At 43.1% G+C, this 12,736-nt stretch carries 15 protein-coding genes and 1 pseudogene; 3 read left to right on the forward strand and 13 right to left on the reverse strand.

Features of this window, described 5'->3' with window-relative positions:
- Positions 1-161: 161 nt before the first annotated feature.
- The 12 genes from NNJ85_RS07080 to NNJ85_RS07135 all read right to left on the reverse strand — a co-directional run bounded on the left by NNJ85_RS07080 (position 162) and on the right by NNJ85_RS07135 (position 10,117).
- Positions 162-1,625 (reverse strand): hypothetical protein, encoded by a 1,464-nt coding sequence (locus NNJ85_RS07080; protein WP_254474757.1) that lies wholly within the window; start codon positions 1,623-1,625, stop codon positions 162-164.
- Positions 1,626-1,698: 73 nt separating this feature from the next.
- Positions 1,699-1,884 carry a hypothetical protein gene (locus tag NNJ85_RS07085; RefSeq protein ID WP_254474759.1) on the reverse strand — a complete coding sequence of 62 codons (186 nt, stop codon included), beginning with the start codon at positions 1,882-1,884 and terminating at the stop codon, positions 1,699-1,701.
- 348 nt (positions 1,885-2,232) lie between these two features.
- Positions 2,233-2,928 carry a hypothetical protein gene (locus NNJ85_RS07090; protein ID WP_254474761.1) on the reverse strand — a complete coding sequence of 232 codons (696 nt, stop codon included), beginning with the start codon at positions 2,926-2,928 and terminating at the stop codon, positions 2,233-2,235.
- 83 nt (positions 2,929-3,011) lie between these two features.
- Positions 3,012-4,130 carry a N4-gp56 family major capsid protein gene (locus NNJ85_RS07095; protein ID WP_254474763.1) on the reverse strand — a complete coding sequence of 373 codons (1,119 nt, stop codon included), beginning with the start codon at positions 4,128-4,130 and terminating at the stop codon, positions 3,012-3,014.
- Positions 4,131-4,553: 423 nt separating this feature from the next.
- Positions 4,554-5,327 (reverse strand): hypothetical protein, encoded by a 774-nt coding sequence (locus NNJ85_RS07100; RefSeq protein ID WP_254474766.1) that lies wholly within the window; start codon positions 5,325-5,327, stop codon positions 4,554-4,556.
- Between the two features lie 118 nt (positions 5,328-5,445).
- Positions 5,446-5,658 carry a hypothetical protein gene (locus NNJ85_RS07105; RefSeq protein ID WP_254474768.1) on the reverse strand — a complete coding sequence of 71 codons (213 nt, stop codon included), beginning with the start codon at positions 5,656-5,658 and terminating at the stop codon, positions 5,446-5,448.
- Positions 5,659-5,669: 11 nt separating this feature from the next.
- Positions 5,670-7,535 (reverse strand): portal protein, encoded by a 1,866-nt coding sequence (locus tag NNJ85_RS07110; RefSeq protein ID WP_371923330.1) that lies wholly within the window; start codon positions 7,533-7,535, stop codon positions 5,670-5,672.
- Complete coding sequence (locus NNJ85_RS07115) at positions 7,520-8,881, reverse strand: PBSX family phage terminase large subunit (RefSeq protein ID WP_254474771.1); 1,362 nt, start codon at positions 8,879-8,881, stop codon at positions 7,520-7,522. Before NNJ85_RS07115 ends, NNJ85_RS07110 begins: the two co-directional genes overlap by 16 nt.
- 123 nt (positions 8,882-9,004) lie before the next feature.
- Complete coding sequence (locus NNJ85_RS07120; protein ID WP_254474772.1) at positions 9,005-9,226, reverse strand: hypothetical protein; 222 nt, start codon at positions 9,224-9,226, stop codon at positions 9,005-9,007.
- A 95-nt stretch (positions 9,227-9,321) separates the two neighbouring features.
- Complete coding sequence (locus tag NNJ85_RS07125; protein ID WP_254474773.1) at positions 9,322-9,501, reverse strand: hypothetical protein; 180 nt, start codon at positions 9,499-9,501, stop codon at positions 9,322-9,324.
- A gap of 90 nt (positions 9,502-9,591) precedes the next feature.
- Positions 9,592-9,813, reverse strand: a complete 222-nt coding sequence (locus NNJ85_RS07130) for a hypothetical protein (RefSeq protein ID WP_254474928.1) — start codon at positions 9,811-9,813, stop codon at positions 9,592-9,594.
- Positions 9,803-10,117 (reverse strand): hypothetical protein, encoded by a 315-nt coding sequence (locus NNJ85_RS07135; RefSeq protein WP_254474774.1) that lies wholly within the window; start codon positions 10,115-10,117, stop codon positions 9,803-9,805. The genes NNJ85_RS07130 and NNJ85_RS07135 overlap by 11 nt, the downstream gene beginning before the upstream one ends.
- A 592-nt stretch (positions 10,118-10,709) precedes the next feature.
- Here NNJ85_RS07135 and NNJ85_RS07140 point away from each other — a divergent pair.
- The 3 genes and pseudogenes from NNJ85_RS07140 to NNJ85_RS07150 all read left to right on the forward strand — a co-directional run bounded on the left by NNJ85_RS07140 (position 10,710) and on the right by NNJ85_RS07150 (position 12,371).
- The gene (locus NNJ85_RS07140) at positions 10,710-11,072 is read left to right on the forward strand and encodes a helix-turn-helix domain-containing protein (protein WP_254474776.1); all 363 of its coding nucleotides are present in this window, start codon (positions 10,710-10,712) and stop codon (positions 11,070-11,072) included.
- Positions 11,073-11,562: 490 nt separating this feature from the next.
- Positions 11,563-11,730 (forward strand): annotated as a pseudogene (locus NNJ85_RS07145) (transcriptional regulator); the annotation flags it as partial.
- A 278-nt stretch (positions 11,731-12,008) separates the two neighbouring features.
- On the forward strand, positions 12,009-12,371 hold the full coding sequence (locus NNJ85_RS07150; RefSeq protein ID WP_254474776.1) for a helix-turn-helix domain-containing protein: 363 nt from the start codon (positions 12,009-12,011) through the stop codon (positions 12,369-12,371).
- Here NNJ85_RS07150 and NNJ85_RS07155 read toward each other — a convergent pair.
- Entirely contained in the window at positions 12,368-12,631 is a 264-nt protein-coding gene (locus NNJ85_RS07155) for a hypothetical protein (protein ID WP_254474777.1), read from the reverse strand. The two genes, NNJ85_RS07150 and NNJ85_RS07155, sit on opposite strands and share 4 nt — an antisense overlap.
- Between the last annotated feature and the right edge of the window lie 105 nt (positions 12,632-12,736).

The raw sequence follows: 12,736 nt of genomic DNA on the forward strand, positions 1-12,736 counted from the left end.
CAAACTCTTTCCGATCATAAAGAAACATCAACCCCCCCTTATTCCTTTAATGATAAGGACATCCCCCTCTGTCCTTTGATGATCATAGCTTGGCTATCGCATGCTTTTTTTTTATAATAAAGGCTTAGCTATCGCATACATTTTTGATTATAGAGGCATGCCTATCGCATGCCGGCTGGCATCAATTCCACATCAAATCCCGTGACATGAGTCCAATTCATTCCCTCAGGAATACGCAATTTAAAGCGATAAAATCGTGCCCTTGCGCGACAATGAATTTGTCCAGTATTATGAGAAGGCTGTTTTTCTGGCAACCAAACGGTTTCCTCTTCAAGAGATTGTCGAAAGCGCATTCCCACAGACAAATAAAACTTTCCACTATTGACTTGAGGCATAATATTTTTCACCCGTGTTATCATGCCATTTGTCTGCCCCATTTCTTGTGAAGTGACCACACAAGCCATAGGAGCCCCAGAAAACGACCCCAATCTTCCCTGTTGATCAAATGCTCCCAGAATAGGTGATTCATTTTTCCAAGCTTTACTATCGAGAGAAAAGGACAAATCATCAATATTCTTAGCCACAAAATCAAGACCTTCTAGCGTTGTTCCGGTCAAGAAAATGGGGAGGATCATTTTGATATCCACGAGAGCTTTTGTCCATTTTTGCAACCCCCAATCATAAATGAGCAAGATCCGTTTATGAAGGTTTTCATCGCTATCGACCATCCAATAAACACGATTATACACGCCATCGATCGCCGCAGACATGGTATACAGATTACTCTGTCTTGATTTTGCAGTCATAGTTCGATCAACTTTTTCAAAGCCAATGGGGATAATCTGTCCGTCATTTGCTATTTGATAAAAACCGCCCTCATCGGCAAAGAAAGCCAAGTCACCGCGACAAACAATCGATTCAGCATTTTTTGCGCCTCTTTTATCGTGGATTTTTTGGAAACTAAAAATAATCTTAGAGCCTGGAATAAAAGAGCCGGCATAGATTGCAGAACGCATAAAGATAATGGGATTTGTTGCCTCTGTTGCCCCTTGCACAAAACCGCCATCAGGAAAATCTTGATAATCGCAGCTTTTTTTCCCTACAGTCCAAAATTCTGCATCATTCAATCCTGACCAATGAACCCGTCTTGGATGCTCGGTTAATTTCATCAAACAAACGAAATCTCCCCAGACGCGAACGATCCCCGCTTGTGGTGGATTTCCCCCTAAATTTCTAAATGTTTTATCATGAATAATATCGATCACTTGTGGTTTATCATTAGCATTTACCGCAATAATAAAATCACCAAACAAAGCAAAAGACCACGGCGCATCGATATTCGCCATATAAGCCTTTCCTTTTTGGCTAATATCTTTCCACTTCATTGTTGTATTATCAAGCAAGAAGATTTTTTCTCTTGTCCCGACAAGAATTGAAACGCCATTTTTTGTTTTAACCGCAAGAGCGCCTAAAATGGGCTCTGGACATGGCTCTGACAAAGGTTCAAAATTTGGCATAGGGATATAAGAGCCATCCGCCGGGAGCACATTGACAAGTTCATCGGTAAAAATTCCATTGATATCCGCCACATCGGGTCGATAATCAGCGATTGGGAAAAAAGCCATCAAGCCCCCCTAAAATGTTTCAAGCACCCAGTGCCAAAACACCAAGGCTTGCTCATTGAAACCAAAAAAGCCCCTAGAATGAAACTCTAAGGACATAAAATTGCATAAAGATACAGCTATAAGTTGCTAAACCATCGAGAAAAATGATCCCACCCATCATGGCAAACCCACTGCCGCTACCTGCGGGTCCAGCAAAATCACCCGCCAGCACTTTCCAATACCAGGCGCCAATACCAGCCACCCCAATACCAACCACCAATGCCAGCACTTCTTCAGTATTGAGAAAAAACCTTCATAAAATCTTTGAAGAACCCAGTGCCAAGAGATCAGTCCCCTTCAAAAAACCAAGGTTGATGGGGTTAAAACCACAAAAGCTCTTAAAACGAGAGCAAAAAAAACACACCGAAACAACCTACAGTTGATTTTACTTTCAAAATATCCACGTCCACAAGCCCCCCCCAACAGCGGCTTACCTTCACCCCCCCAAGCCAATCCAGACTCCAACACGGATTAAAGCTCCATTAAAGCCCCAAAGCGACTCTTAAACATAAGCATTGCTCTAGGTCTCAAGAGCACCCTTAAGTATAAAAATTGAAAAGATGTTTTTTTAAAAAGTCATTGGCTGAATCTTTGAGAAATCTTTTCTGCGTGATGTTTCAATGCGTAAAGCTTGAAGCTGTTCTTGAAAATCTCTAAAAGAAACGGCAGCATATTCAGGATCTTTAAGAATATTTTTATAAAGTTCATATTTTGCTCGGGCTTTAATGAGATCAAAAGCATAAATCAACCAAGGATTATTGTCCTCTTTAAGCTGTTCATCGGCTAAATGGGCAGGCGTATAAGAAAGCTGTACGGTTTCGACATTTTCTGGCGTTGGAAAGAGTGCTATTTTTTGATCACGGATGGTATAAAAGAATGGTGTTCCCAACTCAGGATGCATCCCATATTGTTGATGGAGTGCTTCCAAGGGCTTAAAGAACAACTTTGTTGGTGTTGCATTCTTTGTTGCTAAAAAGACGTCAGCCAAGCTTTTTTCTGATTCAATAAAAACCCCTTCTTCTCGTCCATACCATGTTTTCCCACTTTGTGTGTTAAACGTGCTTTTTTTCCTTTCATTAAAGAAAAAGGGTTCGCGTTCACACAAACGCAAAGCTGTAACAATTGAATCTTGAATTTGCTGTGAATATTCCGCTGTTGTATCGTCAATTTCATCTTGAATAAGCGCGACCATAGAAGCAAAAGTTTGCGAACGATCTGAATGTTTAAGATCGCCCGTGTTAGGATCATCGGGTAGAGTGGTCATAAGCCTGTCCTTTTTTTGGAAGTATTTTAAATTTTTCCCCCAACAGAATCCTCTTGTTGGGGGGAAAGAAGGAAGCATTTGCTTTAAGCAGGTGCTCCATAAGTTGGAATGACGATTGTTCCAAAATCTTGAGCCCCTTGCGTACTTCCTGGCAAGGTAAAGCAGGTTTTTTTCATCCCCATAATGGTTTTTGCTGCGACTCCGAATTCTCTTTCATAGTCGAAGAGTTCTTCCACCAATTTATAGCGTGTTGCGCCTCGATCTTTTCCAAAAGCGATTACAGCACTTTGTGCTCCAAGAAGCACCGCACGACGCACATTAGGGACAGCTTTGTTTGCTGTTCCCGACTCAACCCCTTCGGTAATATGTTCAGCTTCGCGTAAAACGACACCATTATACATGCCCAAAGATCCATCATAGAGCGGATTTTTGATCCGGCTTCCACTATAGATTGCCTTGGTAATGTCGAGCCATTGCCCGGCATCGGTATTGGTTCGCAATTGCGTCACTTGGGTTGGATGAAGATAAAGCACATAGACATTTTCCCCATCAATCCGTACGGGACGAATTTTAGGATTAGCTAATTTAGCGCGTTCAACCGCTTTATCGATCAGTTTAAGATTAAACACATCGTTTTCTTTTAAATCTTCATCTTTTGTTTTATCATTCGGACGCACCACGCGTTTATCGGTTGGTGCCGTTGGGGCATTAAAGCCATAATGAACGGGTTTGAGTGTAATAGATCGTCCTTCAAAGTTAATGGATTTTGCGGTATATCCGCACACTTGAATGAAGAACATCATACTCAGACGATCCGCATACCAATCGACCAAACCATTTTTTGCTTCCGTGCGCAAATCGTGGAGAATGCGTTGCTGATCAATGGTGCCTTCATTTTTGACCCGCACCGCATGAACGAGTTCATTAATCGCCAAGCGATCATTGAGAAACTGTAGAGCTTCTTCATTGCCTTCCAACGTTTGCCCTTCACTGACCCCATCACCGTGCAACTGCACACGCAAATTAAAGCTAATGGCATCGCCACTTGCTTTTGTGGTTTCATCCTTTAACTGTACGATACTGTTTGAATCATTTCCAATTAACGGTGCAATCGGGATTGCTTTTGAGACTTCTTGATTTAAGAGTTTAGACCATGTGCGCACTGCCATTGGGTCATTGAGTCCGATATAAGTTACAGTCATTTTGTCCTCTAAAAGTTTATTGACATAAAAAACCCGGCAAAACGCCGGGCGCTCAAAACACCACATTTCATTTCAAATGGTGGCTTAAGTTGTTCTTGTGTGTTTTGTTTCTGTTAGCCTCTCGCCTCCCCCTAATAGAGCACTCCTCACGCCGTCTGTACTTTGAGAACGCCCCCCGCAAGCCTCAAGCCCACGCGTATCCCCTCGCATTTCATGCGCGAAAAAGCCTCTCACGTATTCAGAAAAAAAATAGCCCCCGCATTCCCAGCGTCATCCCCCCACGCACGTGTCCAGCTAAAAAACATCCCCCCGCATTTCACGCACCAGAAACCCTCTCATGGATCCCACAAAAGAACATCCCCCACAATATCCCTGCTGCACCAGAAGTTTCCTCACATTTTCGCGTAAACACTATTCTTGTGATTAAAATTCTCTTCCCCCCATTAAACGATTAAAAGCAGCTTTATTTTTAGGATCAGCAACCCAAGTGCTAAATTCTGCTTCTGACATTTTATCCAGCATATCCAAAGAAATCGGCTCACTGGGTGTCAAACCGTTATAAGCAGCAAGAGTCCGTGCAGAATTGTGTCTTTCCTGCAAATTTTCCCCCATGGTACTCTGAACATTAGTATAGCCAAATTTTTGTGCAATCGTGTAAATCACTTCAGCCGGATTTTGATTTTTTTGCGCACAATCGCGCAAGATCTGCTTCAATTCATCACCAATCCTTGCATCAATATTTTGGGGATCGGCCATCTCAGGATAGAGCGGCGCAAAAGCTGCCAACTGTTTCGCGCGCGTTTCATAAATAAAATCGGCAGCTTGATCAAAATCATGGTGCTTTTGTTTAACACTTGCCACAGACTGCTGATAAAACGCCTGCAGCTGTTCTGCTTCACGCGCCAAGGAAGGTTGTTGTTTTTCCTGTAACAGCCCTTGTTTTTGCAGTGTTTTTCCCAACCATTGCATATAACCCATAAAGTCCTTTTGCGGATCTGGTGGTGTATTTTCTTCCCCCTGCATCTCTTTTCCGCCTTCTTGAGAAGATAGCTGTTGTTGAAATCTTTGTCCTTGAAAATTTTCTTCCAAAGTTTTTTCTTCTCTTCCACTTTCACCCTCTTCTCCCTCTTGTGTTGAGACAAGAAAATCCTGTTTCAAATGGTTTTGTTCTGCCGGCGTTAAGTGTTCTTGATCCATGACATTAGCCTTTTCTTTTTTAAAAACAATACAATGAAATTTTTCCAATAAAACAGCCTGCGAGCCACGCTTCCTGCTAACCTTGATCCCCAGGCTCTCTAACCACTTGGGCTCCAGCCTATCGAGACACCCTGCCCGCCCACCATGAACAACGAGGCTCTATCGAACATTTTCCCCAACATGCCCTATCCACAAAACAACGCTTCTCAAGATAAAGAGAGGCGCCATTGCGCGGTATCAGCAACACTAAAGATGGAAATTTATAGACACCCTTCACTTGATCACTGCACTTGATCAAATGCATCCAACATTGCGCATTATAAAGCGCCATTATAAAGCGTTCTATTGTTGCGCATTTGCTCTTTGCAACATCTGCATGATCTGCTCTGCTCCGACATTACGCCCCATTTGCGCAGAAACATTTTGCTCTTCTTGAAGAGCATTTTGCGCCTTTATCGCAATTTTATGAATCAGTGAGGCTGGTAAAGGCGAATAGCGTAAGAGATCGAGCATAATCTCTGGTGTTGCAAAATTTTGCATCAAAGGCAGCAATTGCATGATGAGAGCAAAAGTCCGCTCTTTTTCATTAAGACTTGTTGGTGCATCATCCACAACAATATCATATTCCAAACTGGTCACCATTTCGCGTGTTAAGGGAACATATTGAGCATTTTCATCCCCGGCAATACGCACCAACCGCCCATCGGAGAGATAATTTTGAATAAGATAGAGAATAATTTTTCCCTGTCGTTGCCGATATCGACGCAAAGCATCAAAAAAGGAAGCCAAAAGATTAAGGGAGGATTGGCGTCGTTGTTGTTCCAGAATACCAGGCTGATTAACCGCTCTTGTTCCAATAAATTCAGAAGACAAGCCCGTCACCTGTTCGAGAGCGCTCTTTGCTTCATTAAACAATTGGAAAAATCCTTGGGGAAATTGTGCCACCGGTTTAGGCTGGATTCTGCCCCCAGAGACAGCCCCACTTTTCAACCAAGTAATACTATCGGCTCTAGCCCAGCTCTCGAGGGCTTGTCGATCATCATCAAAAGCATCGCGTTCAGCCATAATACCGCCTTTTGATTGGCTATTGAGCAAATGCATCACTTGACTAAAATATTTATTTGCCCATCGTTGCGGATCTTTTGTAGGGCGCACAAGTCCGTAAAAGTGCCGGCTTAATTTATCAAAAGTACCGGTAATACATTCCCATCCCAATTGACCTGCTGGAACCAAAGGCTTATCAGGAGTTTCGAGCAACTTTCTGCCCAAAAATGCCCGTTTGACAATTTTTCTGGTCAACCTTGTTGCTTGAAGATCTGGAAATTCTTTCCTTAAACTTTGAAAATCCTGCTCCAAATAGTCGATAAACTTTCCACTTTGCGGCTCAAGTACTTTATAGACCACCTCGCGTTCAAACCAGCGACATTCAACCAATGTCACCATTTTAGGCTGTTGATAACCGCCAGCCTCTATCCCCTCTTCCAGATAGGCTTCTTCTCCCTGATAGCTTTTCGTTATCCCATTGCTGGTTGAGTGTAAAAACCCCTGATGTTTCACCCAATCGGCATGAAGATCGCTCCAATGCACATGAGGGAACATTTCTTGCGCCACAGCCAAAGGCTTTTCATCAATATACCATAAGCGTTGTGCATCAATAAGATTAGGCTTAACAGCACTAGCATCCCAGACCATTTTCATAGGATCGAGCCGCGAAATGATGGGTTTTCCTTGTGGATCTTCTTCATAATCAAGGCGTGTATCTGTCCACCCCATACCGCAAATGATGGCATCTTGAAAAGCATCGGAATCTTCATATTCCCCATCAGCTTCATCGCGAAACCATTCAGCCGCCCCTGTCAAGATCTGGTTTGCAAAGGCTGCGCCTTCTTGTCGTGGAATAAATTGCACTTGTCGTTTATTATTGCGCTCTGCCCCAATAACAGCATTAATCAGCGGGGCAATACGGTTAAAAGTCATCACCGGTCTATTTTGTTCGTTCAAGACAGCCAAGTCTTGTTCATTCCATTGCCGCCCATTATAAAAATCGTAGTCTTCTTGAGCGTTTTTTCGCCATTTTTCGACATGAGCAATATCATCTTGATACCATCCGACAAGTTTTTTTAAAAGCGCTTGCTGTTCGAGTGTTTCGATTTGATCGAAAGAAGAAAAAGAAGAATCTGTAGACATATTCATTAAAAAGCCATCCATGAAGTTTGAGAATGGAGAGAAGAGTGATAAGTTTTTTTTCGTGGTCTCGCATGGGGCTGTTCATAAGCCACACACATGAGTCCAAAGGCATCAGCCCCATGGCTTGCCCAATCATGTTCAGCGCCAAGACCAATATTGCGTTGTTCATCACGCTTTTCATGATACCAAGCGAGTGCTTTTCTCCCCGTAGCTGTTGTGTCACGATTAAACCATAGAGCAGGAAACAAACGCCTTACGGCTTCGATACGCATTTTCACCGCGCCTATTCCCTGATGAGGAATGATTTTGGTTTGAAAACCAGCTTGTTGGAGAGCGCTTTCAAAACTGACATTATAGACACGATCTTTTGTCGCGCCATCATGAGGCAAGACCATGAGGGACTTTTCATATCCCCTTTGAAAAACCCACCCCACATGCTCTGAGAGTGGTTGACCTTGTGCTTCATAATAATCGAGTACTCTGATTTCGCGTCCTACAAATTGCGCGACCCACAAGGCGGTTGCATCGGCTTTGGCTCCTGTTCCCCCGATATCCCAAAAGATTTTCACCTGCATCAAAGGATCCCGTGGAACGGTGGTAATCCGCCCTTCCATCTCAGCTTCCAAAAGACATCTTTGATAATAAGCCCCTTGCACAGCTTGGAGATATTCGCCTTCCCAAATATGGTTATATTGTTCTGGTCTTTGCTGCAAATCGCTCAATCGATCTCGATTAAGCTTTTCGGGAAATTGCGGATTATCGCGCCAATTAATTTCTGCGCCTTTGATATTGGGATTATTGACATTTCGAAAACGTTTTTCCACGGGAGCATTTTCATGATATGGGTTCCAAGTGACCCATAATTCTGCATTCCAATCGTCTCCCTCTTCACGCAAAGTTGGGATAAGGGTTTGCCAAGCGGTCTCAGTGACCGGCTCCGCCTCATCGACCCAGCAAAGGAACACCCGCCCCATAGACTTAATACTCGCGATATTTCGATCAAGCCCCGCAAACACATAGACGATGCGTCCATCTTTTGATTTAATATATTTATCGCCGATTTCATAATAATCTTGCAGAAAAGGGTAAGCTTCAATTGCGCGTTTAATTTCTTCCAAAGAGCTCTCATTGAGAGAATTTTGAAACTGTCTGGCACAAAGGATAATCCCGCGTTCTCCTGCCATTCCATGGCGATATCCCACCACCGCTGTCATCAGAGCAAAAGAGCGTGTTTTTCCAGAGCCTCGTCCGCCCCAAGCGGCTCGGACATCCGCTTTTCCGGTAAAGACAGGAATAAGCTTTGGAATAAGAGCCACTTGAGCGGTTTTCTGCCCTATTTTTTGAGAAATTTTCTGAACCGTTGTCATGATAAATTTTTATACTTTAGCAACAATTGAGCTCCACATTTTTGATGATTTCAATTTGATGATTCCAAGTTTCATGATTCCAGAACCATTGAAGGAAAAACGCTTATCTCAAAAGCGCTCTGTTCATCCTGATACGCGATACATCACGCTTTTTGGGCATTCCTTTTTGCATGCGCCCCTCTTGGCACCCCAAACGCCCCCTCCCTCGAAGCCGCGAGCCCACCCCTTGAAACACCGCACCCTGTCCCCCACAAAAGCACGGTATTTCCCCCGAATTTCACCGATCCTTACAAAAGCCCCTAAAAGCTCAACACCATGCCACGCCCCATCCCCAAGCCTTAACACGTGATCAATCTCCTTCAAAGATCCTCGACCAAAGCATGACCAGCCGCCCAGCATAAGATCGAACGTGTCACACTCCTTCAACCATCAAAACAGTATTATCTCACATTTCGCCAATCCCCCTGCACCAAAGCCTCTGTGCCCCACGACACCTTTATGGCATCATTCACCAAACCCCCTCCAGCACACACCCTTGACGCCTCACCCCTCTCCACCGAACACCTTCCAGTATCACAAGCGGCCACCAGCTCGATAACCTCTAAACGCCCTTGACCCATCGTCCCTCAAAACAGCGCGCCCTTCCAAGACGACTTATTCCCTCATCCGCCTCATATTTTCCGATATCACACGTTTGAATTTCCTTAAGATCACGCTTCAAGATCACGCTTTTCCGATTGGGTCTCTTTTGACTTCACGGGAACAATCTCAATCCGCGAAATTGTTTTGACATTTCCTTCTCCTGTCACCTGCAGAGGCAAAACTTTTGCTAACAGCGAAAAAAAGCGTACCCTTCCAAGACGACTTATTCTCTCACCCGCCTCATATTTTCCGATATCACACGCTTGAATTTCCTTAAGATCACGCTTCAAGATCACGCTTTTCCGATTGGGTCTCTTTTGACTTCACGGGAACAATCTCAATCCGCGAAATTGTTTTGACATTTCCTTCTCCTGTCACCTGCAGAGGCAAAACTTTTGCCAACAACGAAAAAAAAGGCACAGGATTATTCAGGGCATGATATTGCAGATAAGACACCAGTCCTTCTTCTCCATACTGAGATCCAGCCTGTTCAGCGGCTGTAAGTAAGGCTTCATTAAACCGCTTTGTTATTTTATTCAAAGTCCCTTTTTTGCGTTCTCTTCGACGTAAGGGAAGACAATTTTTCTCAGCCATCATCATGTTCCTTTCAATCAAGAAAAACCCATTCCACGCCATAACAAAAAGCCCAAATAACACATCAATTCTCCGCTTTCTTTTACAGATCCACGTTTTTACGCGTTACCATCTTTACAGAAAAATCCTCCAAACCAACACCCCACACTACTTTAGTCAACACTGGTCTATTAACAATCGGGCTTCTTATGGAGCAAAATATCCCCTACGAACTTCAGATCATCACCCTTCAAACAGATAGTCCTTCATAAAGCACACCTTATCCCGAATATTTCTGCTCTCTTCACCACACCTCAAAACAACACTCTTTTATGAGTGTGCAGCATAGCCAATGTTTTAATTTTTCTTGCCAATCTTTTGAAATTACTTTATTGATAAGCCCGTGTTTTTGATCGTCCACGCAACGGTCAAATAGGGAGTTGGATTCCTTAAAACTTAACACATAAACAATTATGGCTATCCCGGAAATTCCGGGGGCTTTTGTTATGTCCAAGTGCTATAAGCACTAAAAACAAGAGACTGTTTAAGTTCAGTGAATCCAACCTCCCGGAATACCAATGCGAGGGCGCTCGCAACCGGCGGGGGGCTTGAAGTGCAAACCAAAAATTCACATTTTAATGATATTTCTATTGGCAAAAGAATTCGTCACAGAAGAATTTCAATGAGGCTTTCTCAAAAGGAATTAGGAAGCCACTTAGGAGTGAGTTTTCAACAAATCCAAAAATACGAAAAAGGCTTCAATCGTGTAAGCGCAGGGCGGTTACAGGAAATTGCCAACCTACTGGAGGTTCCCATTACCTTTTTTTATGCGGATATTTCAAAAGAAGACATTCCAGAAAATCATTCCCACTACGACCAAGAAACCTATAGCGAAAAGGAACACGCTCTTGTAAAAAATTTTAGAGAGCTCCACCCTAAAAAACAAAAAGCAATTTGGTGGTTAATTTCCGATTAGATAAAAACGCCCACAAAACCTCAATCCTTTGCTTCATTTTTACAGATCCACGTTTTTACGCGTTACCATCTTTACAGAAAAATCCTCCAAACCAACACCCCACACTACTTTAGTCAACACTGGTCTATTAACAACACAGCTTCTGGTTCTAGCAAAATATCCCCTACGAACTTCAGATCATCACCCTTCAAACAGATAGTCCTTCATAAAGCACACCTTATCCCGAATATTTCTGCTCTCTTCACCACACCTCAAAACAACACTCTTTTATGAGTGTGCAGCATAGCCAATGTTTTAATTTTTCTTGCCAATCTTTTGAAATTACTTTATTGATAAGCCCGTGTTTTTGATCGTCCACGCAACGGTCAAATAGGGAGTTGGATTCCTTAAAACTTAACACATAAACAATTATGGCTATCCCGGAAATTCCGGGGGCTTTTGTTATGTCCAAGTGCTATAAGCACTAAAAACAAGAGACTGTTTAAGTTCAGTGAATCCAACCTCCCGGAATACCAATGCGAGGGCGCTCGCAACCGGCGGGGGGCTTGAAGTGCAAACCAAAAATTCACATTTTAATGATATTTCTATTGGCAAAAGAATTCGTCACAGAAGAATTTCAATGAGGCTTTCTCAAAAGGAATTAGGAAGCCACTTAGGAGCATAGCCAATGTTTTAATTTTTCTTGCCAATCTTTTGAAATTACTTTATTGATGAGCTCGTGTTTTTGATCGTCTACGCAACGGTCAAATAGGGAGTTGAAAACCCGAACGCTCAGTACATAAATTTGTCCCACTATGTGGGTATCCCGGGATTCCGGGAGTTTTTGCTATGTCCAGGTGCTTACCAGCACTAAAAGCAAAAAGCTGACTGAGCTCAGTATTTTCAACCTCCCGGAATACCAATGCGAGGGCGCTCGCAACCGGCGGGGGGCTTGAAGTGCAAACCAAAAATTCACATTTTAATGATATTTCTATTGGCAAAAGAATTCGTCACAGAAGAATTTCAATGAGGCTTTCTCAAAAGGAATTAGGAAGCCACTTAGGAGTGAGTTTTCAACAAATCCAAAAATACGAAAAAGGCTTCAATCGTGTAAGCGCAGGGCGGTTACAGGAAATTGCCAACCTACTGGAGGTTCCCATTACCTTTTTTTATGCGGATATTTCAAAAGAAGACATTCCAGAAAATCATTCCCACTACGACCAAGAAACCTATAGCGAAAAGGAACACGCTCTTGTAAAAAATTTTAGAGAGCTCCACCCTAAAAAACAAAAAGCAATTTGGTGGTTAATTTCCGATTAGATAAAACGCCCACAAACATTATTCGTCGCTCTCCCCCTGCACCTAAAGCTTTTGATATCGGATATCGCCCGCCTCCAATAATGTACAGCAGCCTCCCAATGGAGAAGGACATCCCTCCACTTCAAACAACACCCCTCTTGCAATACCGCCCCTTGTTCAGCCCCCCTTGACAGCATCGGATTCAACAGCAACAAGCAATAAAGCAACAAAATCTTGGAAAAAGACCTTGAGCATCCACACCCCATTCTCTTCTCACCCATCGTCTTCCCAATAGCTTTTATGGAGGGGCTCTTATCTGCTCTGGTTTAAAGATACAATTCCGATTGTGTCATTATGATACCTTTTTACATTAACCTTGTCAAGTT

It is taken from the genome of Bartonella sp. B1098, assembly GCF_944896145.1.
Lineage (GTDB): Bacteria > Pseudomonadota > Alphaproteobacteria > Rhizobiales > Rhizobiaceae > Bartonella.

Coding starts and splice junctions, on each gene's coding strand:
- NNJ85_RS07135 (WP_254474774.1), bottom strand. CDS start 10,117: ATGGCTGAGAAAAATTGTCTTCCCTTACGTCGAAGAGAACGCAAAAAA.
- NNJ85_RS07095 (WP_254474763.1), bottom strand. CDS start 4,130: ATGACTGTAACTTATATCGGACTCAATGACCCAATGGCAGTGCGCACA.
- NNJ85_RS07080 (WP_254474757.1), bottom strand. CDS start 1,625: ATGGCTTTTTTCCCAATCGCTGATTATCGACCCGATGTGGCGGATATC.
- NNJ85_RS07100 (WP_254474766.1), bottom strand. CDS start 5,327: ATGGATCAAGAACACTTAACGCCGGCAGAACAAAACCATTTGAAACAG.
- NNJ85_RS07125 (WP_254474773.1), bottom strand. CDS start 9,501: ATGGGTCAAGGGCGTTTAGAGGTTATCGAGCTGGTGGCCGCTTGTGAT.
- NNJ85_RS07115 (WP_254474771.1), bottom strand. CDS start 8,881: ATGACAACGGTTCAGAAAATTTCTCAAAAAATAGGGCAGAAAACCGCT.
- NNJ85_RS07155 (WP_254474777.1), bottom strand. CDS start 12,631: ATGGGTGAGAAGAGAATGGGGTGTGGATGCTCAAGGTCTTTTTCCAAG.
- NNJ85_RS07105 (WP_254474768.1), bottom strand. CDS start 5,658: ATGGCGCTTTATAATGCGCAATGTTGGATGCATTTGATCAAGTGCAGT.
- NNJ85_RS07110 (WP_371923330.1), bottom strand. CDS start 7,535: ATGGATGGCTTTTTAATGAATATGTCTACAGATTCTTCTTTTTCTTCT.
- NNJ85_RS07090 (WP_254474761.1), bottom strand. CDS start 2,928: ATGACCACTCTACCCGATGATCCTAACACGGGCGATCTTAAACATTCA.